This window comes from Nonomuraea sp. NPDC049158, from assembly GCF_040648335.1.
Lineage (GTDB): Bacteria > Actinomycetota > Actinomycetes > Streptosporangiales > Streptosporangiaceae > Nonomuraea.
This window is the reverse complement of record NZ_JBEZDM010000003.1, coordinates 238,954-263,885: the sequence shown is the minus strand read 5'-3', so window position 1 is coordinate 263,885 and position 24,932 is coordinate 238,954. Positions and strand designations below refer to the sequence as shown.

Sequence of the window (24,932 nt, the reverse complement as noted above, 5' to 3'; positions counted from 1 at the left end):
GCTCAGTAGGGCCGTTGGAGGAAGCGGCCCAGGCGTGGGTCGTAGAGGCGCCCGGTGATCAGGACCGTGCCGTCCGGGGTGGTCGAGTAGAGCTTCCCGCCCAACCAGCCGTACCTGCTCGGCTGCGACGCCACACCGTACTCGTCGTAGCCGAACACGGTCGCGGCGCCGGTGTCGAGGTCGAGCTCGGTCCCGACGCTCCCCCCAAGGGTGAGCAGCTGGAGCCGCACCGAGCCCCCGGCGGCCGTGAGCGCGCCCAGCTCGCCACCGGCCCCGATGACGTTCCTGACGACCTCCTTCTCGCCAAGCTCTCCCTTCTCGACGAGCCACGCCGGCTGGTCGCCGGCCGAGCCGTAGTGGTGGACCGTGACCGCGCCCGCCGAGGTGCTCTCCGACCTCACGCGGCCCGCCGGGTCGCGGGTCCAGGTCAGGCTGATGCCGCCGACTGTCTGCTTGACCGGTACGCCGTCCGCGAAGTAGTCGATCCCCCGGCCGCCGGGCAGCGAGGTGGTGCGCCCGGCCGGGTCGTAGGCGTAACCGTCACCCACCAGCCTGCCGTCCGCGTACGCGTAGGTCGTGATCTTCGAAGCCGCGTCGTTCGCCTCCGGACACTCCTCGTCGGACTCCTGTACGGCCAGCCGGACCCGGTTCCCCGCGCCGTCGTAGCCGTAGCGGCGCAGCGTGCACATCGGGAACGCCATGTCCAGCACCGAGGCGAGCTGCCCCGCCTTGTCGTAGCCCAGTTGCCGCTCGCTCATGGTGTCGCTGCGCATGTTCAGCAGTTCCTGCCCGTGGATGTTCCGGCCGACCTGGTCGATCATCACCGGACCCTCCACGCCGTCGCGCGTGTAGACCCGGGCGAAGTTCTGCCCGCGCTCGTCGTACACGGAGAGCAGGTGCAGCCCACCCGGCAGGTCGCCCTCGACCTGGTGGCCGTCGGCGTCGTAGCGGGCGGTGAAGGTGCCCGCGACCGAGTCGGTGACCGAGGTGAGCAGCCCGCGCGGCTCGGCCACCTGGTCGTAGGTGTAGACCCTGGTGGACGGGGCCGAGTCCGTGACCTTGGCCGGGCGGTCGAGGTCGTCGTACTCGGTGCGGGTCTGGCCGCCGTCCGCGTCGGTGTGGGAGATGACCCGGCCCAGCCGGTCGTAGGCCGTCACGATCTTCTCCGTGCCGCGCCACCGCTCGGTGGGCCGTCCGCTGGCCGGGCTGTAGCCGATGCCGATCTCGCTCTCCCCACCGGCCTTGGTCGTGATCGGCCGGCCGGCCGCGTCACGCTTGACCGTGGTGGCGACGCCGCCCTCGGTGACCGTGTCCTGCAGGCCGGCGGCGGTGTAGGTAGAGGTCCGCCCGCCCTCCTGGCACACCAGACCGGCCCATTCCGGCCGTCCGCCGCAGGGCGCGCCGCCGGTCGCCGTGTAGAGCACGGGCGGGGCGGTGTCGGCGGTGACCGCCCGGCCGCCGGGGTCGCGGACCGTCCTGATCTGCCGGCCGGTGGCCCAGTCGTAGGCGATGGCGGTGGTCTTGACGTCCACGTCCGGCTTGGACTCGCGCCCGACTATGACGGCGCCGGTCTTGACGGTGGTCGGCAGGTCACGGGCCGCCGCGCTGCTCGGCCGGCCCTCGTCGTACGTGCTGACGGTCCGGCTCCTGGCGCCGATGCCGTAGCCGGCCGGCAGGTCGTCCACGTCGGACTCCAGGTTGATGATGTGGACCGGGCTCAGCTCCTCGATCCTGCGGCGGCCCGCGGCGTCGTAGACCGAGCGGGTGGACAGCAGGTCCGCCCGCTCGTCGGAGCTGTAGGCGGTGATGGCCAGCTCGGCAAGCCGGTTGTCGGTCGTCGGCCGCTGCGACAGCTCCCTGTTCGCCGCGGTGAGCACGCGCGTCGCGTGGCCGAACCGGTCATAGTCGGTGGCGGACAGGTGGCCGCCGGGGGTGAGCACGTTGACCGCCCTACCCGACTCGTCCAGGTACGTCACGGTGGGGCGGGTGGTGGAGTTCGGCGGGTGGATCGCCGTGGCCGTCACGGGCGCCACCGCCTGCCCCCAGGCCGCGATGGCCGTGGCCGTCAGGTCGGCCGGGCCGCCGGCTGCCTTGCTGAGCGGCACCCCGTACACGATGGTGGACTTGGCCTCGCCCGCGATCTGGTCGGCGCTGCCGGGCTTGAGTGTGGGGCGGGCGACGCTCTTCAGGCGGCCGTCGGCGTCGTAGCCGAAGGTCCACGGCAGCTCTCCCGGCGGGGTGAGCGTGGTGACGCGGCCCGCGCCGTCATAGCCGTAGGTGGTCTTCAGCGCGGGGGTGATCCTCGGGTCCCAGGTCTCGGACAGGCGTCCGGCGCCGTCGTAGGTGTACTGGGTGATCACGGCTCCCTGGAAGGACACGGTGCTGAGGCGGCCGTCCGTGCCGTAGCCGAAGTCGATCGTGTGGCCGGATCGGGTGAGCGACTTCGGCCGGTCCTGGTCGTAGGCGTACTCGGTGGGCAGGTACCGGTCGCCCTGCTTGGCGAACGTGGTCGCCTGCCCTCGGGAGTCGCTCAGCGTGTACGTGCCGGTGAGCGTCAGGTCCTCGGCGCCCCGCTCGGGCCGCCATCCGTCCTTGGTCCTGGTGAACTGGACCGGCGTGCCGTCGGCCCTGGTCACCTGCACCGAGTTGGCCGAGGTCTCCACGAGTGAGGCGAGGCCCTGGGACCAGCCGGGGTTCCGGGACGTGGCCGTCCGGGTCAGAGTCAGGCCGAACGGACCGCCCCCGGTCGTCTGGAGGCGGTAGTCGCCGGTCAGCAGGTTCAGCGTGCCCGGTCCGACCTCGCTGGTCGCCGCCTTGGTGGCGCGGCGGTCGACGACGATCTCGGCGGACGTCGACGCCACCGGGCCCGCCGTGCCGCCGACGAGCGCGCGCACCTGCGGCGCCGCGTCGCCGAGCTGGGTTCCGGCGTCCCAGACCAGGCCGGACACCCCGTTGGGCGCGGCCACGGGCCAGGCGGTCAAGGGCTTGCCGTCGGCGGTGAACACGTTCGCCACGGGGAGGTCGGCCCACTCGTCGGTGTCGGACCGCCGGTACTGGAACGTCGCCTGGGTGAACCCGAAGCCGGTCAGCGCGAGCGGCACCTTGCCGGTGCTCCGCAGGCCGTCCTGCGGCGCGGCGAGCGTGGCCACGGCCGCGCCCGAGCCCACGTTGAAGGCGTACGCGGTGGTCGGCGAGGTGTTCCCGGCCTTGTCCAGGGTGTGCACGGTGAGCGTGTGGGGACCGACGGCGGCAGGGGTCAGCTTGACGGAGACGGCCGCGCCGGTGCTGAGCACCTTGGTGACCGCCGCGCCGTCGAGCCGGTAGGCGAGCCAGCCGGTGTCGGTGTTCGCGGGCTTGAGCGAGAAGGTGCCCGCTTTGCCGGCGTCGCCGTGCCAGCCTCCGTCGGCCGGGTAGTCGGCCGAGGTGACCGAGGGGGCGGGCGGCGCGACGGTGTCCACGGCGAACGTGGCCGTCTGGTACGCCTTCGACGTGAGCGAGCCGTCGTTGGCCCACGACCGGATCGTGTAGGTCTTGCCGTTGGCCAGCTTGCCGGCGGGCACGTTCGCGCCGGAGAAGCCGTTGCTGGCCACGTACGCGCCATAGAGGTTGTCGATGACCAGTGTCGAGCCCGCGTACACGTCGAACAGGCCGCGCACGTTGCCACCGTCGGGGTCGCGCACATGGCTACGCGGCTGCGGCGTGAGCGTGTTGGTCCACTTCGTGCCGTCGTAGTCCGTGAACGGGGACAGCCAGGTGGAGACCGGGGTGCTCGGGTAGGAGTTGTACGTCACCGAGATGTACGGCACGTGGGCCGAGGCGTTGCCCGAGTTGAACCGCTTCCAGGCGTACTCGTCGGTCTCGCTCGCGGCCCGCAGGCCCATGCCGGACTCCTTCCACCCCTCGTTGGCCCAGTACTGGACCAGCGAGGTGACGTTGGCGCTCACCCAGCCGTCCGCGCAGCCGCTCCCCCAGCCCTTGGTCTCGCTGGAGGCCGCGTAGCGGTCGGCCAGCGCCGGGCCCGGCCAGCGCGAGGACGTCGAGGCCCGGTTGGCCGACCACACCTCCCACGACCTGGCGCCGCACGACCAGGAGTGGAAGTTCCACAGCTTCAGCGACGCCGAGACGATCTTCTTGCCCGCGATGCCGGGGGTCTTCCACGTGATGAACGACCTGGCCACCTGGCCGCTGCCGTTGTTGCCGATCTTGAGCTCGGTCGAGCCGGACTGGTCGGTGCCGTAGCCCTCCTGCACGAACGTGTCGAAGACCTGGCCGAGGTTGAGCGAGGGGTCGACCGTGACGGGGTACTTGGTGGCCGGGTCACCGAGGAAGGCGGGGTCGGGGGTGAGGACGAGGTCCTGGCCGGACACCTTCATGGCGACGGGCGCGCGGTGCGGGTGGTCACCGGAGCCCGGGTCCACCGTGGCGTCCCACATGACGGGCGCCGGGATGGTGGCGGTCGTCCGGCCCTTGCCGTCCACCAGCTCGACGCCGCCGTCCGGAGCCTGGCGGGGCCGCACGCCGGGCGCGCTGAGCCGCAGGGTGTACGAGAGTGGGGCGGCCGGACGGGACTTGACCAGCAGGAACTGCTCGGCGCCCGTCCTGGTGGCGGTCACGATCAGATCGGCGCCCGGCATGACGTCGGGGTACGTGGCCGTCTCGCCGGACAGGCGGGGCGTGGGCAGCGCGCCCTTCCACTGCAGGCTCACCTTGGCGGCGCCCGCGCCGACCGTGATCAGGTCGGCCGCCCCCTCTCGGGCCAGGCCGGGCCGTCTGCCGCCGAAGGTGAGCGCACGGCCGTGGCCCCGGGTCACGATCTCGCCCGACGGCGCCTTGGTGAGCGAGATGTCGACCGGAGCCCACTCGCCGTCGCGGCGGAACCTGACGGGGCCGGCGAACGAGTCGACCGTCAGCGTGCCGTCCGGGTTGGCATAGGTGGTGGTGGTCTCGGTACGGGCGTCCGCGACCTCGACCCGCCGGCCGGTCAGCCGCGCGGACAGCCGGGCGGAGGCCTCGTCGGGCGCACTCGGCTCGGCCGTGAGAGCGGCGGGCGCGCTCGGGTCGTCCACCGGCTTTGAGGTGGTGGCGGCCGTGGCAGCGGTGGCGCCGGGCACGGCGCCGGCCGGGGACGGCTCGGCGGCGGCGGGTGACAGCGGCGCGACCAGGGGGAGAAGCAGGAGAGCGAGGCCACCGGCGAGGGCCCGTGGCGTGATGCCAGGCATGGGTGCTCCGGAAAGTGTGCGGGTAGCGGACGACGCCCCCGCCGGGGTCGGCGGGGGCGTCGGGATGGTGCGGGGCTTACTTGCTCTGGCAGCTCTTCTTGCGGACCTCGTACCAGACGATGCCTGGCGCCTGGAACCGGACCGCGAAGCACTGGTTCTTGTTGGCGGCTTCCCGGACCTTGTAGACGGCCGAGGCGCCGCCCGCCGTGTAGGCGATCTTGCAGATCAGCTTGGCCTTCCCCTTGAGCTTGTCGCAGGCGTATTTCATCGCCTCGATGGCGCCGGCGACGCCCGCGACGAACCAGGCGTTGTAGATCTTCTTGGTCAGCTTCTTCGAGAAGATGAGCCGGCACATGGCCTTCCACCACTCGCACTGCAGCTTGAGCGCGGGGTCGGCGACCACGGGGTAAGCGGCACCCGCGTGGTTCACCGTCTGGATGAGCGTCATGCCCTCCACCCGGTACGAGGTCGGCACCGCGTTGCCGTTGGCGTCCTTGGCCCAGGGCAGGTCGATCTCGGCGAGATAGACGTCGTTGTTGTAGATCAGGACCGTGCCGTCGTCCTCCTCGACCTCCAGCTCGCTGCCCTCGGGGGCGGAGATCGGGAAGCGGTACTCGGTCGGCGCCGAGGAGTCCTTGATGATGGTCATCGCCCGGGCGATCTGGCCGGTGCGCTGGTGGGCGTAGGCGACGCTGGGCTGCTTGGCGGCGTAGGTGACCAGGCCGGGCAGCGGCTGGCTGCCGTTGCCGGCGGCCTCCGGCATGCCGATGCCGATGTCGGTCTCGCTGACGGTCGCGACCAGGGTGCGGTCGGGGTCCGTCGCGATGGCGAAGGGCCGCTGGACGTCGCCCTCGGGGATCTCCGTGGGCGGCGTGGTCCTGGCCTCCTCGACGATCTCGGGGACGACCTGGGTGAGTGCCGCCAGGGCTGGGTCGGTGTCCGCGAAGGCCGGGGTTCCGGCGGAGTTCACGGAACTCAGGGCAACAATCGCCGACATGACGGCGACGACGGCCCGGGTGGGGATGCGCACGAATGTCCTTCCACTATCGGTGGGGGCAACGCACAAACGCCGCAAACGTAAAGATCATTATTGGCCGGTTAGGTGATCTTGGATGGCCGGACGGTAAACGTTTGCTGTCGTCAGATGTCCCGTCACGGAACGCGATGGAACGCCCTCCTTTTGGAGAACTCATAGGAAGGGACGTCTCTATGATCAGATCCAGCCGCCCACGCGGTGTCGGCTTCGTCCTGGCCTGGATGCTGGCCGTCCTCGTGGCAGCCGCCGTCGCCGCCGCGCTCACGCTGCTACCGGCGAGCACCGCGTCGGCCTCGGCGCCCGTGCCCGAGCCGACGACCTTCATCTCGACTCCCCCGGGCGGAGGCGACGTCCTGCTTGTCATGGACTACTTCGACGGGAACGACAAGCTCGTCGGCCAGTTCTGGAGGGGCTGCGGCCAGCCTTCCGGAGGCTGGGGCGTACGCCAGGGAATCCTGCGCATCTTCACTCCGCCCTGCGGGCCGTAATCACGACGGGCCGTAATCACGACGGGCCGGGCACCGGAGACGGTGCCCGGCCCTGGTCGTGCCGGTCTCAGCGCTTGACGGCGAACAAGCCCGTCTCAGCCCATGGCGGCCAGGCCGTGCACCACGGTGCTGGTCAGCGTGCCGATCTCGGCGATGCCGATGGTCACGGTGTCACCTTCGCGCAGGGTGAACGGCAGGTCGGGCACCAGGCTGGTACCGGTGGAGAGCACGGCCCCGTCGGGGAAGGCGTCGGCGCGGAACAAGTAGCCGGCCAGGTCGTCCAGGCGCCGGTGCAGCTCCGAGGTGGACGCCTTGCCGTCCCAGACCGTCTCCCCCGCCCTGGCGATGGTCAGCGTGATGTCCAGCGCGTACGGGTCGGCCACCTCCCAGACAGGCCTGATCGCCGGGCCGACCGCGCACGCGCCCAGGTAGATCTTGGCCTGTGGCAGGTACAGCGGGTTGACCCCCTCGATCGTCCGAGAGCTCACGTCGTCGACCACCGTGTAGCCCGCGATCTCGCCCGCGGAGTTCAGCACCAGGCCCAGCTCCGGCTCCGGCACGTCGATCTCGGAGTCGGCGCGCACGGCGATCCGGCCGCCGTCCCCCGACACCTTCCAGGCCACCGACTTGAAGAACAGCTCGGGCCGTTCGGCGTCGTAGACGAGTTCGTACACGTCGGCCGCCCGCTCGCTCTCGGTCACCCGCGCCTCGCGCGAGCGCCGGTAGGTGACGCCCGCGGCCCACACCTCCATCAGCCCGTCCACGGGCGCGAGCCGGCGTACGGACGCGGACGGGTGCCCCGGGCCGGCCGCGGCGGCGCACCGCTCGCGCAGCTCCGCGACGGGCATGCGGAGCAGCTCTCCGACGGTGGTTACCCCGTCCAGCTGCGTCACCTGGTCGCCGTCGTCGACGCCGACCGCGTCCGCGCTGGTCAGCGGGCTGACAAACCGTACGATATGCATAACACTCCCAGCTTCATCTGATGAAGTCCGAACTTCATCAGATGAAAGTCTATGAAAAAACCGACCGTCTCGATACTGTGCCAAACATCCGAATACGGAGGAAACCGTGGCAACTGATCCTTACCCGGACACGGCTCGGCATGCTCACGTCGTGCACGCCCTGGGTGCCCGGATCGTCGACGGTTCGCTGGTGCCCGGCACGCCCATCCCCATCGAGGAGCAGCTGGTCAACGAGCTCGGCGTGGGCCGCTCGGCCGTACGGGAAGGCGTGAAGGTGCTGGCCGGCAAGGGCCTGCTGGAGACCAGGAGGAGCGCCGGGACCCGGGTCCGGCCGCGCGAGTCCTGGAGCCTGCTCGACGCCGACGTGCTGAGCTGGCGGTTCGGCGCCGACGCCCAGGCCGGGGACATCCGGGTGCTGGCCGACCTGCGTGTCGCGCTGGAGCCCGGGGCGGCCCGGGTGGCGGCCGAGCGGGCGGACGCGGCGGCCATCCAGCGCATCGACGAGGCACTGGCCGCGCTGCACGCCACGGCCGACGACCCCGACCCCTTCATCGACGCCGACCTGGCCTTCCACCGGGCCGTGTTCGGCGCCGCCGACAACGACCTGCTGCTCTACATCTACGACATGATCAGCATCGCCCTGCGCTCGGTACGGCAGGTGCACACCCGATCGGTCGCGCACAACAAGGAAACGCTGCCCAACCACGAGCGCGTAGCCGTGGCGATCCGGCGCCGCCATCACCGCAAGGCCGAGGAGGCCATGCGCGAGGTGGTCGAGGTCGCCCGCGCCGACGCGCTCCACTGCTGAGGGAATCCATGGACGTCCTGCTCGACGTGGCCGGCCCGGTGGCCGTCATCACCCTGAACAGACCCGCCAAACTCAACGCCATCACCCCCGAGATGGCCGACGCGCTGCGCGCCTGCCTCGACCGCGTGGACGCCGACCCCGCCATCCGGGTGGCCGTGCTCACCGGCGCCGGGGAACGCTCCTTCTGCGTGGGCAGCGACATCCGCGAGCTCGACGCGTACGCCACGCCGTGGGAGTTCCGCAACCGCGGCGACTACGGCGACGCGGTCCGCGCCCTGCGCAAGCCGATCGTCGCCGCCGTCAACGGCTACGCCTACGGCGGCGGCCTGGAGCTGGCCATGGCCTGCGACATCCGGCTGGCGGCCACCACCGCCACGTTCGCCGCGCCCGAGATCAAGCTCGGCTGGATCGGCGGCAGCGGCCAGTCCGCGCTGCTGGCCCACTCCGTCGGCCCCGGCAACGCGGCCACCATGCTGCTCACCGGCGACCCGATCGACGCCGCGCGGGCCAAGGATTGGGGGCTGGTCACCGAGGTGGTGCCTCCCGACGAGCTGCTGCCGGCCGTACGAGAGCTGGCCGGGAAGATCGCCGCCCGGCCGCCGATCGCCGCCCAGACGGCCAAGGCCAACCTCAGAGCCGCGTACGCCATGCCGCTCGACCAGGCCATCCAGTACGAGCGGGACCTGCAGACCGTCTGCATGGCCACCGCCGACGCGGCCGAGGGCCGGGCCGCGTTCGCCGCCCGCCGCGAGCCGGTCTTCGAGGGGCGCTGATGGGCGTCCTCGACGGTTACCGCGTGGTCGACCTGTCCATCGCCATGGCGGGCCCGCTGGCCGCCATGCGCCTGGGCGACCTGGGCGCGGACGTGATCAAGGTGGAGCCGGTGACCGGCGAGTGGCAGCGCCACGCCCCAGCCGGGGGCGCCACGGGCAACCAGGTCAACGCCTCGTTCCTGTCCCTCAACCGCAACAAGCGCAGCCTGGCCGTGAACCTCAAGTCGGACGAGGGCCGCGACATCGTCCACCGGCTCGCCGCGACGGCGGACGTGTTCCTGCAGAACTACCGGCCCGGCGTCGCCGAGCGCCTCGGCATGGACCACGACACCATCAGCGGGCTCAATCCGCGCGTCGTCTACGTCTCCATGTCCGGGTACGGCGAGAGCGGCCCGTACGTGACGCGCCCGGGACAGGACCTGCTGCTCCAGGCCATGAGCGGCGCCATGCTCAGCACCGGCCGCGACGGCGACCCCCCGGCGCCCGCCGGCACCTACGCGATCGACGCGATCACCGCCTACAGCGCCTTCGAGGGCGCCCTGGCCGCGCTGCTGCACCGCGAGCGCACCGGTGAGGGCCAGCGGGTGAGCGTCAACATGCTCGACGCGGCCATCGCCGTGCAGATGCAGGAGCTGTCGGTCTTCACCGTCGGCGGGGTCCCGCAGCGGCGCGGGCGCGAGCCGCACGGCCACACCTACATCCGCGCGCCGTACGGGGTGTTCGCCACCAAGGACGGCTACCTCGCGCTCGGCATGCCCCGGCTCGACGGGCTGGCCGTCGCGCTCGACCTGCCCGAGCTGGCCGACATGGACGGCCACACGCAGCGCGACGAGATCACCTCGACCGTCGCCCGGCGGCTGCCCGAGCGCACGACCGCCGAGTGGCTGGACATCTGCGCCCGCCACGACCTGTGGGCGGGCCCGGTGTACGGCTACGCGGAGCTGGTGGCCGACCCGCAGGTCCGGCACAACGGCTCGTTCGTCACCTACGACCACCGCACCGAGGGCACGGTCACCACGCCCGGCTTCCCGTACGGCCTCAGCGCCGCCCCGCCCCAGGTACGCAGGGGCGCGCCGCTGGTGGGCGAGCACACCGCGGAGATTCTCGGCGAGCTGGGCTACCCGGCGGAACGCGCCGCCGAGCTGGTGGAGAAGGGCGTGCTGGCGTGCGCGGACTGACCTGGGACCACCCCCGCGGACACGCCCCGCTCGACGAGCTCACCCGTCTCGACCTGGCCGGGCCGAACCCGTACGGCGACGTGCCCGAGCCGATCGAGTGGGACCGGCAGCCGCTCGAAGGCTTCGAGTCCGAGCCGATCGCCACCCTCAGCGCGTCGTACGACGTGCTGGTGATCGACCATCCCGGACTGGGCGCGGCGCTGGACTCGCTGGTGCCGATGGACGAGCTGTTCACGCCGCCCGAGCTGGCCGATTTCCGCGCCCGCACCGTCGGCCGCTCCTACGAGAGCTACCACCTGGACGGGCGCCAGTGGGCGCTGCCGCTCGACGCGGCCGCACAGGTGGCCGCCGCCTGGCCAGGCACGCACATTCCGGAGACCTGGCCCGAGACGGTGGAGTTCGCGCGGAAGGGCGGGCGGCTGGCGCTGTGCCTGGGCGGGCCGCACGCCTTCCTCATGTTCTGCGCGTTGTGCTCGGGCGACTTCCTCGACCGCGAGGCGGGACTGCGGGCGCTGGAGCTCATGGCCGAACTGCTCGCGCTGGCCGACCCCGAGGTCTCCCTGCGCAACCCGATCGGCGTCCTCGACGCCATGGCGGCGGGCGGGCCCGACCTCTGCCCGCTGGTGTACGGGTACGCCACCTACCCGCTGGCCTTCGCCGACGCCCCCGCCTGGCCCGGCCGGGCGCCGGGGAGCGTGCTCGGCGGCACCGGGCTGGCGGTCTCCAAGAGCCGGGTGCACGACGCTGGGACCAGGGACGCCGTACGCGCCCACCTGCGCCGGTTGCTGTCGGAGCCGGTGCAGACCGGGCTGTTCCCCGCCACCGGCGGCCAGCCCGCCGCCCGCTCCGCCTGGGACGCCTCGGGCTTCTACCGCGACACCCGCGACACCGTGGAGGCGGCCTGGATCCGGCCGCGCTTCCCCGGCTACATCGGCAAGCAGGAGCGGACCTCCGCCCTGCTCCGCGACGGGCTGACCGCCCGCAGACCGGCCAGAGACCTGCTCAACGACCTGCACAGGGAGTGGACATGACCACGGCGCTGGTAACCGGCGCGGCCGGCGCGCTCGGCCAGGCGATCGTGCGCCGCCTGACGGCCGACGGCCACCAGGTGGCGGCGCTCGACCTCGACGCCGGCTCACTCGACGGCGCGCTCAACCTGGCCGCCGACCTGCGCGACCCGGCCGCCGTCGAGGACGCCTTCGCCCGTACGGCCGCGGCGCTCGGGCCGGTCGGCGTCCTGGTCAACAACGCGGCCATCTATCCCAGCAGGCCCTTCCTGGAGGTGCCGCTGGCCGAGTACGACGACGTGCACGCGGTCAACCAGCGCGCCTACTGGCTGGCGGCCCAGCACGCCGCCAGGCAGATGACCTCGCTGGGCGCCGGCGCGATCATCAACATCGCGTCGATCACCATGCACGGCGGCTGGCCCGACCTGGCCGCCTACGTCGCCACCAAGGGCGCCGCCACCGCCCTGACCAGGGCTCTGGCCCGCGAGCTCGGACCGCGCGAGATCCGCGTCAACTGCGTCTCGCCCGGCGCGTTCCCCACGGCCGCCGAGGAGATCCATCCGGATCCCGAGGCGTACAACCGGTTCGTCCTCGAACGGCAGGCGCTCCAGCGGCGCGGCCGGCCGGAGGAGCTGGCCGCCGTGGTGTCCTTCCTGGCCGGCCCCGACGCGTCCTTCGTCACCGGCCAGACCATCGAAGTCAACGGAGGGTGGGTGATGGCATGACGCCGACCCGCAGGCAACTGGCGGAGCTCACCGGCGACCCGGCCGCCATGGGCGGGGTGCGCCTGGTGACGCTCGGCGACGGCGCCGAACGCGGCATCCGGACGCTGGAGTTCCGCACCGGCTCGGGGCTGGCCTTCGACGTGCTGGTCGACCGGTGCATGGACATCGGCGCGGCCGAGCACGCCGGGCGGTCCTTCGGCTGGCGCTCCCCCACCGGCTTCCGCCATCCGGGGCTGCACGAGAACAACGACGAGGACGGCCTGTCCTGGCTGCGCTCTTTCTCCGGGCTCATGGTCACCGGCGGCCTCGACCACACGCTGTTCGGCGGCGAGGTCCCCGCCGACGCCTACCGCTACCCGCCCCGCCCGTCCGTACGGCACGGCCTGCACGGCCGCGCGGGCAACCTGCCCGCCCGGCTGAGCGGCTACGGCGAGCGCTGGGACGGCGACCGCTGCGTCCTGTGGGCCGAGGGAGAGGTACGGCAGGCGGCGGTCTTCGGCGAGAACCTGACCCTGACCCGCCGCATCGAGGCCGACCTGGGTGGGGACGAGATCCGGCTGAGCGACACCGTGACCAACGCCGGGTTCGAGCCGACGCCGCACATGTTCCTGTACCACATCAACCTCGGCTGGCCGCTGCTCGACGAGGGCGCCCGGTTCGAGGCGGACATCCGCGAGACCCTCTGGCAGAGCGACAGCGTCGCCGAGCAAGGAGCCGACCACCTGACGCTGCCGGGGCCGGTGCCGGGCTTCGTGGAGCAGGTGTACGAGCACGCGCTGAACCCCGGCGCCGAGGGCCTGCACCGGGTCGCGGTGGTCAATGACCGGCTGGGCATGGCGGTCAGTGTGGAGTTCCGGGCGGCGCAGTTCCCGTGCTTCTTCGAGTGGCTGAACCTGCGCTCCGGCAACTACGCGATCGGCCTGGAGCCGTCCACCCACCACGTGGGCGGCGACGCGGCGGCTCGCGAGGACGGCAGCATGATCTGGCTGGAGGCTCAGGAGTCGCGCACCTACCAGACCACGTTCAGGGTCGAGACGGTCTGAGTTCATAAGAAGGACCCGGTCCGCACTTTCGGTGCGGGCCGGGCCTTTTGCTTTTTCCATCGATAATTCACGAATTATCGGTCAAATCAGACGTACGTGAATGGTCGAATAGCCAGAGAGAGCCATTGATTGGCTGCGGAACGGCCTTTACCATCGAAGACGCCTCGACCGGACCACCAGCGTGAAGGCGACCGAGAATTCAATGACAGAGCCGCTCACATTCCGCGCCACCACGACCGAGGAATTACCCTCATCGCTCTGATGCTCTCCGGAAGAGATTTCCCACCCGTACTCTCAAAGCCGCCGAAATCGGCCCGCTGAGCCGACGGGTTACATTCCACGATCAGAGAGTGCGAGGAAACATGCCCCCCGAGCAAGCGGAACACCGGCTGAGCCTGGACACCCGGGCCGCGCGCAACCTGGCCACCACCACCAAGACCCGTCCGCAGATGCAGGCCATCACCTCCCGCTGGCTGCTGCGCATGCTTCCGTGGGTGGATGTGGCCGGGGGCACCTATCGGGTCAACCGCCGGCTGACCCACGCGGTGGGACGTGGCCGGGTCAGCGTGGTGCAGAACGGCGCCGACGACGTGTGGATCATCTCGGAGACGCTCACGGAGCTGCCCGCCCTGCGCGGGTTCGGCGACCTGGACGTGCTGAGCGCGCTCGCCTCGACGTTCACGGCGCGGCGGTTCCAGGCCGGGGAGGTCATCGTCGAGGCCGGGACGCCGATCACCGAGACCTTCGTCATCGCCCACGGCCGGCTCAACCGGCTGTCCACCGGCCAGTACGGCGGCACGGTGGTCCTCGGGGTCATCGCGGACGGTGACCAGTTCGGCGACGAGGCCTTCGCGCAGGACGATCCCCGGTGGCCGTGCTCGATCCAGGCCACGACCGCCGGGACGGTCATGGTGTCGCCGCGGCGGGAGTTCCAGCGGCTGCTCGACCAATCGCCCGCCCTGCGGGAGCACATCCAGCGTTACCTGGAGGGCACCCGCAAACCGGTCAACAAGCGCGGCGAGGCGGCGGTCCACGTGGCCGCCGGGCACGTCGGCGAGCCGGACATCGGCGGCACCTTCGTGGACTACGAGCTCCACCCTCGCGAATACCCCCTGAGCGTCTCGCAGACCGTCCTGCGGGTCCACACCCGCGTGGCCGACCTCTACAACGAGCCGATGAACCAGTTCGAGGAGCAGCTCCGCCTGACGATCCACGAGATCCGCGAACGCCAGGAATGGGAGCTGCTCAACAACCGCGAGTTCGGGCTGCTGCACAACGCCGACTACAGCCAGCGGATCAACACCTGGTCCGGTCCCCCGACCCCGGACGACCTGGACGATCTGATCAGCATGCGCCGCAAGACCCGCCTGCTGCTCGCCCATCCCAAGGCCATCGCCGCCTTCTTCCGCGAATGCAACAAGCGCGGCCTGACCGTGGGCAGCGCCAACGTCAACGGCCACGAGATCCCGGCCTGGCGCGGAATCCCGATCTTCCCCTGCGGCAAGATCCCGATCACCGACGGGCACACCAGCTCGATCATCGCCATGCGCACCGGCGAGGAGGACCAGGGAGTGGTCGGCCTGAACCAGGTCGGCCTCCCCGAGGAGTACGAGCCCGGCCTGAACGTCCGCTTCATGGGGATCAACAGCCAGGCGGTGATGTCCTACCTGGTCAGCGCCTATTACTCGACGGCGATCCTGGTGCCCGACGCGATCGGGATCCTGGAGAACGCCAACATCGCCGCCCCCCGCTCCTGACGATCCTAGGAAGAGGGCCGCATGCCCGCAGACGACACCGCAGAGCCGCCGGCCGCCATCACGCTGCCGGCCGGCCCCTCCGTCCGCCGAGCCGCCGAAACCCAGGTCCAGGCCCTACCTGAGCAGCCCGCCGGAGCGGACGCGCTGGCCCGGATGGCGGCGGGTCCCACCGGCCTGGGCACCTCGGCGCTCCACGTCCCATCCCCGGACCAGTGGCCCCCGCCCAGGGTCTGCGAGCACGACGGGCACGAACCCCCGCAGCCGCGGCTGACCCTTTCGAGCGCCATGCGCGCGCACGACCTCGCGCCGCTCGCCTACCGGGAGCGGGAGTGGGGCGACGGGTCGTATCCCCCGCTGTACTGCCCTGAGACCGTACGCATCGACGAGGACCTGGGCGAGGAGGTCAACCGGCGCCTGGTGGCGTGGGCGGAGCGGGTCGGGCTCCACGAGGGCCGGATGAAGGTGTTCAGCGACACGGGCTACGGCCGGCTGGCCATGCTCACGCACCCCGACACCGACGACCCCGACATGCTGCTGATCGCGGCGCAGACGAACGCCGCCTGGTGGGCGGCCGACGACTACTACGCCGACGAGAGCGACCTGGGCGCGACGCCGACCGAACTGCCACCGCGGCTGGCCCTGGTGATGTCCGCCATGGACCCGCCCCCGCCCGTGGGCGACTACACCCGCCAGCTCGAGGAGACGATCCAGGCCGACCCCGTCCTGGTCTCGCTGCGGTCGAGCATCAGCCACATCTCCCGCCACGCCACCCCGTCACAGATCGGGCGCGTCTGCAACATCACCTCTCAGATGTACGTGAGCTGGGCGGCCTACGCGGCTTGGCGCTACCTGGAGACGCCGCCACCGGTCTGGCGCTACCTCGCGGCCCGTCAGCACGACAGCTTCTACACCTCCATGACGCTGATCGACATCGTGGGCGGCTATCACCTGCCCGCCGACCTCTTCTTCGACCGGCGCTTCCACACCGCGCTCATGCAGGCGGGCACCGCCAGCGTCCTGGTCAACGACCTGTATTCCGTCGAGAAGGAGGCCGCGGACGAACTCCCCGACTCCAACGTGATCCTGCTCATCGCGGCCGAGGAGAAGTGTTCCATCCGCGAGGCGACCCAACGCGCGGTCGCCCTCCACAACGATCTCGTCAAGGGCTTCGAATCCAGCCATCGCGCGCTCATTTCCCTCCGGTGTCCCGAGCTCCACCGGTTCCTGCGCGGCGCGCAGGCGTGGATGGCCGGCTGCCTCGAATGGCACGGCTCCACCAGCCGCTATCAGTCTTGACCGCACCCCCGGTAGTTCATGAAGAAGGGAATCCCTCAGGTGACCGCTACGCAGGACTCCTCCGTTCTCAGCAGCCTCTACCAACGATCCGTCGCCGACTACTGGAACACCGAGCAGAACCCGGTCAACCTCCGGCTGGGCGAAGTGGACGGCATCTACCACCATCACTACGGCATCGGCGAGGTCGACTGGAGGGTCCTGGACGGCCCCGCGGAGACCCGGGACGAACGCGTGATCAAGGAACTCCACCGGCTCGAATCGGCGCAGGCCGACTTCCTCATGAGCCGGCTCGGCCCACTCGAACCCCATCACCGGGTCATGGACGCGGGCTCGGGCAGAGGCGGCTCCAGCATCGTCGCCAACCTGCGGTTCGGCTGCCACGTGGACGGCGTCTCCATTTCCGAGTCGCAGGTCGCCTTCGCCAACGAGCAGGCCAGGAAGCGCGGCGTGGCCGACAAGGTGCGCTTCCACTTCCGCAACATGCTCGACACCGGCTTCGAGTCTGGAACGTTCCAGGCGATCTGGAACAACGAGAGCACCATGTACGTCGAGCTCTCGCTGCTGTTCGCCGAGCACGCCCGGCTGCTGAGCCGCGGTGGCCGATACGTGTGCATCACCGGCTGTTACAACGACGCCTACGGCCTGCCGTCGCGGGCCATCAGCCAGATCAACGCGCACTACATCTGCGACATCCATCCGCGCAGCACCTACTTCAAGGAAATGGCGGCCAACCGCCTCGTCCCCATCAGCGTCGTGGACCTCACGCCCGCGACGATCCCCTACTGGGAACTCCGCGCCCAGACCGCCCTGGCCACCGGCATCGAACAGCCCTTCCTCGACGCCTACAAGAACGGCAGCTTCCAGTACCTGCTCATCGCGGCCGATCGCGCCTGACAGACATGCCGTCCCGGCCGCCGGCGACGCGAGCGTCGCCGGCGGCACCCCTCCCTGGGCGGCGCTCAGAGGCGTGTACCGGGCGGTAAAGTGGTGTGATCGTGGTAACCCGTAACGACGTGGCGCGCCTGGCCGGGACCTCGCCCGCCGTGGTCAGCTATGTGATGAACAACGGCCCCAAGCCGGTGTCCGCGGCGACCCGGAGCCGGGTGCTGGCGGCCGTCGAGGAGCTGGGCTACCGTCCCAACGCCGTGGCCAGGTCGCTGCGCGCGCGGCGGACCTGGACGATCGGCGTCATCGCCTCCGACAGCGCGGGCGGCAAGAGCCCGTTCTTCGGCGAGTTCACCAGATCGTGCGAGGACGTGGCCTGGGAGCGCGGCTACTCCGTCCTGCTCGGCAACTCGGCCGAGGATCCCGCACGCGCCGAGGGCTACGTACGCTCGTTCATGGAGCGGCAGGTCGACGGCCTGGTGCTGATGCGGGTGCGCCCGTCGCCCCAACAGGTCAAGGAGATGGAGGGCGGCATCCCGGTCGTGACGATCGACCACGAGGCGCCCCCCTTCTTCTCCAGGCTGGCCGTGGACGATGAGGAGGGCGGCCGGCTCGCGGCCGCGCACCTGGCGGGGCACGGCCACACCCGGCTCGCGTTCATCGGAGGGCCGCTGGACATCACGGCGGTCGAGCTGCGGCTGGCAGGGTGGCGCAGGGGGCTGGCCGAGGCCGGGCTCGACAGCTCACTGGTCGCGCTGGGCCCGCTCAGCATGGAGGGCGGCTATTCGGCCGCCGTCGAGCTGCTGGCCCAGCGGCCGACCGCGGTGTTCGCCACCACTGATCATCAGGCGATCGGCGCCATGCGCGCCGCCGCCGACCTGGGCCTGCGGGTGCCCGGTGACCTGGCGATCGTCGGGTTCGACGGGGCACGCGAGTCGGCGTTCACCGTGCCGGGCCTGACGACGATCAGGCAGCCGATCGACGAGATGGCCCGCTTCGCCACGGAGACGCTGATCGCCGGGGTCGAGCAGGGCGCCCACCAGCCGGTGACGAAGATCTACCCCGCCGAGCTCGTGGTCCGCGGCTCGTGCGGCTGCCAGGACCGGCGGACGCCTTAGGTGGCGTGATCCGCCGCCACGGTCCTGGCGACGATCTGCGCGGCGACCTCGTCCGCGCGCGCCGCCACCGTGATCCTCGTGCGGCCCGCGCCTTCCGTGAACACGCTCACCCCATCGGGACCGATCGCCACGTGGCCGTCCGGCGTGAAACCGAACAGATCGGGCGCCAGCAGGGTCAGCACCGTGATCGGGTCGTGCGGGCTGTTCCACTCCTCGTTCCAGAACCGCCACCACTGCTCGATCTCCGCCTTCAGCGCCTGCCCGAACTCGCCTGCCTCAGCGATCCTGGCCACGTCGCCGGCGTCCAGCCGCACGGTCGTGGTGATCTCCAGCCCGGTCACGGTGATCGGGGCGCCGGAGTCGAACACGATCTTCGCGGCCTCGGGGTCGCACTTGAAGTTGTGCTCCGGCTTCGCGGAGTCGAAGCGCCCGCCCATGATCCACAGGTGCCCGACGTTCGCCACGAACTCCGGGTCGGCCTGGATGGCGTTCGCGATGTTGGTCAGCGGGCCGATCGCGACGACGTCGATCTGGCCCGGTGCCTGGCGTACCAGCTCGGTGAGGTAGGCGGTGGCGTCCGGCTCATGGGAGATCCGCTCGGTGTCGAGGTCGGGGAAGAGCTTGCCCTCGTGACCCGCCCACCAGACCTCGCGGTCGGTGAGCGTCTTCTCCGCGCCGGGCACCACGGTGAGGGTACGGCCGGCCAGCCGTACCAGCCGCTGGGCCAGGCGCGCCCGCAGCGCCGTGTCACCGTAGACGGTGACGCAGCCGAGCAGGTCCACCTCCGGCGACCCGAGCAGGACGGCCAGCGCGAGCGCGTCGTCCACGTCGGAGCCGAGGTCGGTGTCGAGAACGATCTGACGGTCAGCCATGATGGCCTTTCTCTATTTGAGCCCGGTCGTCGCGATGGACTGGGTGAACTGGCGCTGGAAGCGCAGGATGATGACCAGCGGGATCACGGTCAGCACGACCGAGCCGGCGAACAGCTGCCCGTAGTCGATGGTGAACTGCCCGCGCATGTTGGCCAGCGCGATCGGCCCCAGCTGGTGCTGGGCGTCGGTGCCGATGAGCAGCGGCCAGACGTACGCCTGCCACTGGAAGATGAACAGCGTCAGACCCGCACTGACCAGGGCGGGACGCGACAACGGCAGATACAGCCGGGCGAACACCCCGAACCACCCCAGCCCGTCGATCCGCGCCGCCTCCACCAGCTCGGCCGGGACGGCCAGGAAGAACTGACGCAGCAGGAAGATCGCCAGGCCGTGACCGAGTCCGGGCAGAATGAGGCCCGCGTAGGTGTTCTGCAGGTTCCAGTCGCGAAACAGCGTGGCCAGCGGGATCGCGATCGCGTCGAACGGGATGAGGAAGCTCAGCACGACGAGGCCGAAGAGCACGCCCTGGCCCCGGAATCTGATGGCCGACAGGCCGAACGCCGCCGCCGCGGAGATGGCCAGGCCGATCAGGACGGTGGCCAGCGCGACGAGCAGCGAGTTGGCGATGGCCCGGCCGAAGCCGCCCGTCAGCAGCGCCAGATAGTTGGCGAGCGTCGGGTCGGCGGGGATCAGCGAGTTGCCGAGGTTGCCCGTGCCGCGCAGCGAACTGCTGAGCGCCCACAGCAGGGGCAGCGCGAAGGCGAGGCCGACGACGCCGGCGAGTGTCTTTCTGAGCATGCTCAGTCCTTGGCGCGCAGCAGGCGAAACTGGACGATGACGACCGCGAGCACGACCAGCACCAGCAGCATGACCTCGGCCTGGGCCAGGTTGAGGTCGCCGACGCTGTAGGCGCGGGTGAAGATGTCGAACATGGTGACGTTCGTGGAGCCCTGCGGGCCGCCGTTGGTCAGCATCTGGACCGGGGCGAAGACCAGGAAGTTGGAGACCGTGTCGGCCACCAGGACGAACGCCAGCGGCCTGCGCAGCAGCGGCAGCGTCACGTGCCAGAATCTGGCCCAGGACGAGGCGCCGTCGATGGCCGCCGCCTCGTAGAGCGCGCGCGGGATGTCCTGCATGCCGGCGATGAGGAACATCATCCAGTAGCCGACCCCGATCCACGACAGCAGCACGATCAGGCACCACAGCGCCTGCTGCGGCGAGGTCAGGAACGGCTGCTGCGGGATGCCCAGCACGTGCAGCACGGCGTTGAGCATCCCGTCGGGCCGGTAGGCCACGCTCCAGATGGCCGCCGACACCGCCGGCGGCACCGCGATCGGCAGGATCACCAGGGAGCGCAGGAAGCGCACCCCGGCGAACTTCCGCGTGTAGAGGACCGCCAGCGCGAGGGCGACCGCGATCTGCAGCGGGTTCACGATCAGGCTGAACACCAGCGTGACCTTGACGCTCTGCAGGAACGTCGGGTCGTCGAACAGCGTCGCGTAGTTGCCGAGGCCGACGAACGACGTCTCGCCGGTGACCAGGCTGGTGTGCCGCAGGCTGCTGCCCACGGCGATGGCCGCGGGGATCAGCCGGAGCGCCAGCAGCGCCACCAGCGCGGGCGCCAGGAAGGCCAGCGCGACCTTCATCGAAGCTGCTTCCAGGCGGTGGTGATCTCCTGGGTCGCCTGGTCGAGCCGGGCCTTGGGGTCGGCGCCGTTGCGGATGTCGGCGAACGCCTTGGTCATGATGTCCTCGAACTGGATGTAGCCGACCGACCTGGGCCGCGCCACCGCCGTGTTCTGGGCGTCGTACTTCATGATCTCGCCGACGCCCTTCGCCTTGGCGTCGAGCAGGGGTACGTACTTGTCGAACGCCGCCTTGTTCGACGGGATGATCGTGGTGTTCTGCGTGGTCTGGAGGTTGCCTTCGGGGTCGAGCGCGGCGTACTCGATGAACTTCTTCGTCGCCGCCTGCCTCTTGGAGGCCGGGTTGACGCCCCATGACCACGAGCCGGTCGGGGTCGCCGGCTTGCCGCCCTGGAAGTAGGGGTACGGTGCCACGCCCCACTTCAGCCCCTTGGCCGCGGCGAACGTGCCCACGTCCCACGGGCCGCCGGCGAAGAAGGCCACCTTGCCCTCGCTGAACAGCGGCGAGGTCTGGAAGGAGCCGACGCCGCGCGGGGCCAGCTTGTTCGCGAACAGGCCGTGGTACCAGGTCATCGCCTTGAGCCAGCCGTCGGTCGTGATGGCCGGGGTCAGCATCTCGGGACCGGTGATCCCGGATCCGCCGCCGAGCGACTCGGCGAGGCTCTGCAACTGGTAGAACTGCTCGATCTGCTCAGGGATGACCGCCCACTGGGCGCCGGCCTTCTCCTGCGCCTTCTTGCCGGCCTCGACCGTCTGCTCCCATGTCCACCGCTTGGCCGGGTCGCTCGGCGGTGGCTGGACGCCCGCCTTCTCCAGCAACTCGGTGTTGTAGAAGAGGAACTGGTCGGAGGTCCAGATGGGCAGCGCCCACAGCTTGTCCCTGAAGACGTTGACCTCGTACTGTCCGGGGAGCGCGGCGCTCTTGACCTTGTCCGTCAGGTCGCTCAGGTCGGTGAGGAAGCCGCGGGTGGCGAGAGCGGCGACGCGCGGCTGGTCGACCGTGTAGACGTCGATCGAGTCGTCCTTGGCCGCGAGGCGCTGCTGGAGCACACTGTTGAGCTGGTCGAAGGGCACCTGGGTGTAGTTGACCTTGGTCCCCGGATTCTTGGCCTCGAACCCGGCGATGACCGGGGCGAAGGTCTTGGGGTCCTCGGGGCCGACGAACTGGATCGGGCCCGAGGCGTCGGCGGCCTGGCTCGCGCTGCCCGACCCGCCCGACCCGCCCGACCCACCTGAGCCGCAGGCGGCCAGGGCGCCGGCCAGGGCTGTCGTGGCGATAACCACCCTGAAGAACTTCATCCCCTAGCTCCTTCTGGACCGAGGTCTACACGTGTCACCTTCAGGCGGCCAGGATGCCACCAAGCGCGCAGAAGGACAAGGGCCAGGTCAGGCGGCCCGTACGCCGCCCGACTGGACATTTAGGACGCATCACCTAAAGACGTTGACATACCCGCAAACCGGGCCATAGATTTTTTGCGAAACGTTTTCACCAACTCGTCTCGGCCCGCTGCTGCGCCGAGCCGCCCAGGCCGGAGTGGAATGACTTCGTTAGGCTCGGGCCCGGCGCGACGGAGCAGGCATCTGACGGCCTCGCCGCGACTGGGCACGCACACCCTCACCGCCGGACGCGGACTGCTCTTCGGCGGCGACTACAACCCCGAGCAATGGCCAGAAGAGGTCTGGATCGAGGACGTCGAGCTGATGAGGGCGGCCGGGGTCAACCTGGTCACCGTCGGCGTGTTCAGCTGGGCGCGGATCGAGCCGCAGCCGGGCGCGCGCGACTTCGGCTGGCTCGACCGGGTCCTCGACCTGCTCGGCTCGGCCGGGATCGCGGTCGACCTGGCCACCCCGACCGCCTCGCCGCCGCCGTGGCTGGGCCACCGCTGGCCGCGCACCCTGCCCGTGGACGAGTCGGGACACCGGCTCTGGTACGGCTCGCGCAACCAGTTCTGCCCATCGTCCCCGGCCTACCGGGAGAAGGCGCTGGCCATCGTCACCGACCTCGCCGACCGCTACGCCGGGCACCCGGCGCTGGCGCTGTGGCACGTGGGCAACGAGTACGGCCAGGTCTGCCACTGCGGTGACACGGCGGCGGCGTTCCGCACCTGGCTGCGGGAGCGCTACGGCGACCTGGACGCCCTGAACGAGGCGTGGGGCACCAGCTTCTGGAGCCAGCGCTACGGCGAGTGGGCCGAGATCATCACCCCGCGCCGCGCCCCGTACATGATCAACCCCACGCAGCAGCTGGACTTCTGGCGGTTCTGCTCGGACGCGCTGCTCGCGCACTACCGCGCCGAGCGCGACATCCTGCGCGAGCGCACCCCGGACCTCCCCATCACCACGAACTTCATGGGCCTGTTCAAGCCCGTCGACTACTGGGCGTGGGCGCCCGAAGAGGACATCGTCTCCAACGACTGGTACCCCGACCCCGCCGACCCGCTCTCCCCCGCCCGCTCGGCGCTCACCCACGACCTGACCCGCTCACTCGGCGGCGGACGGCCGTGGCTGCTGATGGAGCAGGCCACGAACGGGGTGAACTGGCGCCCGCACAACCTCCCCAAACCGCCCGGACAGCTGCGGCTGGAGTCGTTGCAGGCGCTCGCCCGCGGCGCCGACGGTCTGTGCTACTTCCAGTGGCGGGCCTCCCGGTTCGGGGCCGAGCGGTTCCACGCCGCGATGGTGCCGCACGCGGGACCGGAGACCCGGCTGCACGCCGAGGTCCGCGCCCACGGCAACGAGCTGCGCGGGCTGGCCTCGGTGGCGGGCACGCCGGTGCCCGCCAAGGTGGCGATGGTGCACGACTGGGCCAGCTGGTGGGCGCTGGAGGAGCGCGGCCGGCCCAGTGACCGGCTCACCCTGCCCGACCAGCTCCTGCGCTTCTACCGGCCGCTGTGGGAGCGCGGCGTGACCGTGGATCTGGTGCCGCCGTCCGCGGACCTCACGGGGTACGCCCTGACCGTGGTGCCGAACCTCTACCTGATCAGCGACGGGGACGCCGCGTCCCTGACCGAGTACGTGCACCGCGGCGGTGTGCTGCTGGTCGGCCCCTTCTCGGGGGTGGCGGACCCGCGGGGGCACGTCCGTACCGGCCGCTTCCCCGCGCCGCTGCGCGAGGTGCTGGGCGCGTCCGGCGAGGAATGGCTGCCCGCGCAGGAGGACCGGCCGGTGCGCTGCCACTGGGCCGACGGCACCGGCTTCACCGCGCGGATCTGGACCGAGCTGATGGCCGCCGAGGGCGCCGAGCCGGTGGCCACGTTCGCCGACGGCGACCTGGCCGGCCGCCCGGCGGTGCTACGGCACGAGAGCGGCGCGGGCGTCGCCTGGTACGTGGCGACCGTGCCTGAGGCCGACGGGCTGTCCGAGCTGACCGCGCGGGTGCTGGCCGACGCGGACGTGACCGGCGCACTGCCCGAGCTGCCGCCCGGCGTCGAGGCGGTACGCCGGGGACCCGTGCTGTTCGTGCTCAACCACGGCGACGAGACGCGGCGCGTGCCGATCCCCTATCCGGCCGAGGACCTGCTGACCGGGTCCACGGCCGACGGCACGGTGACACTGGCGCCGCGCGCGGTCGTCGCACTGCGGCCTCTCGACTGATCCCGTCAGAGCTGAGCCCGCCAGAGGTGATCCCGCCGAGCTGAGCCCATCAGAGCGCCAGACGGGCCGGGAATCCGCCGGTCGCGATCGGGCTCCAGCGGTCGATGTGCAGGCGGATGAGGGACTTGCCCTGCCGCTCCATGGCGGCACGGTAGTCATCCCAATCGGGGTGTTCGCCGGAGATGCACCGGTAATAGTCCACCAGCGCGTCGAGCGCCTCGGGCATGTCCAGCACCTCGGCCCGCCCGTCGACCTGGACGTACGGGCCGTCCCAGTCGTCGGACAGCACGCAGATCGACGCCCGCTCGTCACGGCGGGCGTTGCGCGTCTTGGCCCGATCGGGATAGGTGGACACCACGATCCGGCCGCCTTCGTCCACCCCGCAGGACACCGGCGAGAGCTGGGGCCGCCCGTCGGCACGGGTGGTCGACAGCAGGCCGTGATGCCTGGGACGGAGAAAATCGAGGAGTTCGGGCAGTTCGACACGGTTGGCGGTCGCGACCCTCGGAGCCATTTCTTCCCATAC

20 protein-coding genes are annotated in these 24,932 nt (G+C 70.9%); 12 read left to right on the top strand and 8 right to left on the bottom strand.

Features of this window, described 5'->3' with window-relative positions; all coding sequences use genetic code 11:
- Window positions 1-2: 2 nt before the first annotated feature.
- On the bottom strand, window positions 3-5,219 hold the full coding sequence (locus tag AB0B61_RS08910) for a DNRLRE domain-containing protein (RefSeq protein WP_358429785.1): 5,217 nt from the start codon (window positions 5,217-5,219) through the stop codon (window positions 3-5).
- Between the two features lie 76 nt (window positions 5,220-5,295).
- A complete protein-coding gene (locus AB0B61_RS08905) occupies window positions 5,296-6,249 on the bottom strand; it encodes a hypothetical protein (RefSeq protein ID WP_358429783.1) in 954 nt (317 codons plus the stop codon).
- 179 nt (window positions 6,250-6,428) lie between these two features.
- Here AB0B61_RS08905 and AB0B61_RS08900 point away from each other — a divergent pair, with 179 nt between their 5' ends.
- The gene (locus AB0B61_RS08900) at window positions 6,429-6,743 is read left to right on the top strand and encodes a DUF6289 family protein (protein WP_358429781.1); all 315 of its coding nucleotides are present in this window, start codon (window positions 6,429-6,431) and stop codon (window positions 6,741-6,743) included.
- A gap of 95 nt (window positions 6,744-6,838) precedes the next feature.
- On the opposite strand, the gene AB0B61_RS08895 is transcribed toward AB0B61_RS08900, so the two are convergent.
- Window positions 6,839-7,705, bottom strand: coding sequence for a fumarylacetoacetate hydrolase family protein (locus tag AB0B61_RS08895; protein ID WP_358429779.1), 867 nt, complete (start codon window positions 7,703-7,705; stop codon window positions 6,839-6,841).
- Window positions 7,706-7,811: 106 nt separating this feature from the next.
- On the opposite strand from AB0B61_RS08895, the gene AB0B61_RS08890 reads away from it, so the two are divergent.
- From AB0B61_RS08890 to AB0B61_RS08845, 10 genes are all read left to right on the top strand, one after another.
- Window positions 7,812-8,513: a FadR/GntR family transcriptional regulator gene (locus tag AB0B61_RS08890; RefSeq protein ID WP_358173986.1), complete on the top strand. Its 702-nt coding sequence runs from the start codon at window positions 7,812-7,814 to the stop codon at window positions 8,511-8,513.
- A gap of 8 nt (window positions 8,514-8,521) precedes the next feature.
- A complete protein-coding gene (locus tag AB0B61_RS08885; RefSeq protein ID WP_358429777.1) occupies window positions 8,522-9,286 on the top strand; it encodes an enoyl-CoA hydratase/isomerase family protein in 765 nt (254 codons plus the stop codon).
- The gene (locus AB0B61_RS08880; protein ID WP_358429775.1) at window positions 9,286-10,464 is read left to right on the top strand and encodes a CoA transferase; all 1,179 of its coding nucleotides are present in this window, start codon (window positions 9,286-9,288) and stop codon (window positions 10,462-10,464) included. The genes AB0B61_RS08885 and AB0B61_RS08880 overlap by 1 nt, the downstream gene beginning before the upstream one ends.
- Window positions 10,452-11,495, top strand: a complete 1,044-nt coding sequence (locus AB0B61_RS08875; protein ID WP_358429773.1) for a hypothetical protein — start codon at window positions 10,452-10,454, stop codon at window positions 11,493-11,495. The genes AB0B61_RS08880 and AB0B61_RS08875 overlap by 13 nt, the downstream gene beginning before the upstream one ends.
- On the top strand, window positions 11,492-12,196 hold the full coding sequence (locus tag AB0B61_RS08870; RefSeq protein ID WP_358429771.1) for an SDR family oxidoreductase: 705 nt from the start codon (window positions 11,492-11,494) through the stop codon (window positions 12,194-12,196). Before AB0B61_RS08875 ends, AB0B61_RS08870 begins: the two co-directional genes overlap by 4 nt.
- On the top strand, window positions 12,193-13,239 hold the full coding sequence (locus AB0B61_RS08865) for an aldose 1-epimerase family protein (protein WP_358429769.1): 1,047 nt from the start codon (window positions 12,193-12,195) through the stop codon (window positions 13,237-13,239). Before AB0B61_RS08870 ends, AB0B61_RS08865 begins: the two co-directional genes overlap by 4 nt.
- 362 nt (window positions 13,240-13,601) lie before the next feature.
- The gene (locus AB0B61_RS08860; RefSeq protein WP_358429767.1) at window positions 13,602-14,996 is read left to right on the top strand and encodes a family 2B encapsulin nanocompartment shell protein; all 1,395 of its coding nucleotides are present in this window, start codon (window positions 13,602-13,604) and stop codon (window positions 14,994-14,996) included.
- A gap of 21 nt (window positions 14,997-15,017) precedes the next feature.
- Entirely contained in the window at window positions 15,018-16,292 is a 1,275-nt protein-coding gene (locus tag AB0B61_RS08855) for a family 2 encapsulin nanocompartment cargo protein terpene cyclase (protein ID WP_358429765.1), read from the top strand.
- A 39-nt stretch (window positions 16,293-16,331) separates the two neighbouring features.
- The gene (locus tag AB0B61_RS08850; RefSeq protein WP_358429763.1) at window positions 16,332-17,186 is read left to right on the top strand and encodes a geranyl diphosphate 2-C-methyltransferase; all 855 of its coding nucleotides are present in this window, start codon (window positions 16,332-16,334) and stop codon (window positions 17,184-17,186) included.
- A gap of 101 nt (window positions 17,187-17,287) precedes the next feature.
- Complete coding sequence (locus AB0B61_RS08845) at window positions 17,288-18,295, top strand: LacI family DNA-binding transcriptional regulator (RefSeq protein ID WP_357947835.1); 1,008 nt, start codon at window positions 17,288-17,290, stop codon at window positions 18,293-18,295.
- Here AB0B61_RS08845 and AB0B61_RS08840 read toward each other — a convergent pair.
- Genes AB0B61_RS08840 through AB0B61_RS08825 form a run of 4 tightly spaced genes read right to left on the bottom strand, consistent with a single transcriptional unit; the run spans window position 18,292 to window position 22,111 of the window.
- Complete coding sequence (locus AB0B61_RS08840) at window positions 18,292-19,167, bottom strand: nucleoside hydrolase (protein WP_358429761.1); 876 nt, start codon at window positions 19,165-19,167, stop codon at window positions 18,292-18,294. The genes AB0B61_RS08845 and AB0B61_RS08840 overlap by 4 nt on opposite strands.
- A 12-nt stretch (window positions 19,168-19,179) precedes the next feature.
- Window positions 19,180-19,965, bottom strand: a complete 786-nt coding sequence (locus tag AB0B61_RS08835; RefSeq protein ID WP_358429759.1) for a carbohydrate ABC transporter permease — start codon at window positions 19,963-19,965, stop codon at window positions 19,180-19,182.
- Between the two features lie 2 nt (window positions 19,966-19,967).
- Window positions 19,968-20,813, bottom strand: coding sequence for a sugar ABC transporter permease (locus AB0B61_RS08830; protein ID WP_358429757.1), 846 nt, complete (start codon window positions 20,811-20,813; stop codon window positions 19,968-19,970).
- Complete coding sequence (locus AB0B61_RS08825) at window positions 20,810-22,111, bottom strand: sugar ABC transporter substrate-binding protein (RefSeq protein ID WP_358429755.1); 1,302 nt, start codon at window positions 22,109-22,111, stop codon at window positions 20,810-20,812. Before AB0B61_RS08825 ends, AB0B61_RS08830 begins: the two co-directional genes overlap by 4 nt.
- A 240-nt stretch (window positions 22,112-22,351) precedes the next feature.
- On the opposite strand from AB0B61_RS08825, the gene AB0B61_RS08820 reads away from it, so the two are divergent.
- Complete coding sequence (locus AB0B61_RS08820; RefSeq protein WP_358429753.1) at window positions 22,352-24,406, top strand: beta-galactosidase; 2,055 nt, start codon at window positions 22,352-22,354, stop codon at window positions 24,404-24,406.
- Between the two features lie 49 nt (window positions 24,407-24,455).
- Here the strand turns inward: AB0B61_RS08820 and AB0B61_RS08815 are convergent, their stop codons facing one another.
- Complete coding sequence (locus AB0B61_RS08815) at window positions 24,456-24,920, bottom strand: PPOX class F420-dependent oxidoreductase (protein WP_225290909.1); 465 nt, start codon at window positions 24,918-24,920, stop codon at window positions 24,456-24,458.
- Between the last annotated feature and the right edge of the window lie 12 nt (window positions 24,921-24,932).

Coding starts and splice junctions, on each gene's coding strand:
- AB0B61_RS08910 (WP_358429785.1), bottom strand. CDS start 5,219: ATGCCTGGCATCACGCCACGGGCCCTCGCCGGTGGCCTCGCTCTCCTG.
- AB0B61_RS08900 (WP_358429781.1), top strand. CDS start 6,429: ATGATCAGATCCAGCCGCCCACGCGGTGTCGGCTTCGTCCTGGCCTGG.
- AB0B61_RS08895 (WP_358429779.1), bottom strand. CDS start 7,705: ATGCATATCGTACGGTTTGTCAGCCCGCTGACCAGCGCGGACGCGGTC.
- AB0B61_RS08885 (WP_358429777.1), top strand. CDS start 8,522: ATGGACGTCCTGCTCGACGTGGCCGGCCCGGTGGCCGTCATCACCCTG.
- AB0B61_RS08880 (WP_358429775.1), top strand. CDS start 9,286: ATGGGCGTCCTCGACGGTTACCGCGTGGTCGACCTGTCCATCGCCATG.
- AB0B61_RS08870 (WP_358429771.1), top strand. CDS start 11,492: ATGACCACGGCGCTGGTAACCGGCGCGGCCGGCGCGCTCGGCCAGGCG.
- AB0B61_RS08865 (WP_358429769.1), top strand. CDS start 12,193: ATGACGCCGACCCGCAGGCAACTGGCGGAGCTCACCGGCGACCCGGCC.
- AB0B61_RS08860 (WP_358429767.1), top strand. CDS start 13,602: ATGCCCCCCGAGCAAGCGGAACACCGGCTGAGCCTGGACACCCGGGCC.
- AB0B61_RS08855 (WP_358429765.1), top strand. CDS start 15,018: ATGCCCGCAGACGACACCGCAGAGCCGCCGGCCGCCATCACGCTGCCG.
- AB0B61_RS08840 (WP_358429761.1), bottom strand. CDS start 19,167: ATGGCTGACCGTCAGATCGTTCTCGACACCGACCTCGGCTCCGACGTG.
- AB0B61_RS08835 (WP_358429759.1), bottom strand. CDS start 19,965: ATGCTCAGAAAGACACTCGCCGGCGTCGTCGGCCTCGCCTTCGCGCTG.
- AB0B61_RS08830 (WP_358429757.1), bottom strand. CDS start 20,813: ATGAAGGTCGCGCTGGCCTTCCTGGCGCCCGCGCTGGTGGCGCTGCTG.
- AB0B61_RS08825 (WP_358429755.1), bottom strand. CDS start 22,111: ATGAAGTTCTTCAGGGTGGTTATCGCCACGACAGCCCTGGCCGGCGCC.
- AB0B61_RS08820 (WP_358429753.1), top strand. CDS start 22,352: ATGACTTCGTTAGGCTCGGGCCCGGCGCGACGGAGCAGGCATCTGACG.
- AB0B61_RS08815 (WP_225290909.1), bottom strand. CDS start 24,920: ATGGCTCCGAGGGTCGCGACCGCCAACCGTGTCGAACTGCCCGAACTC.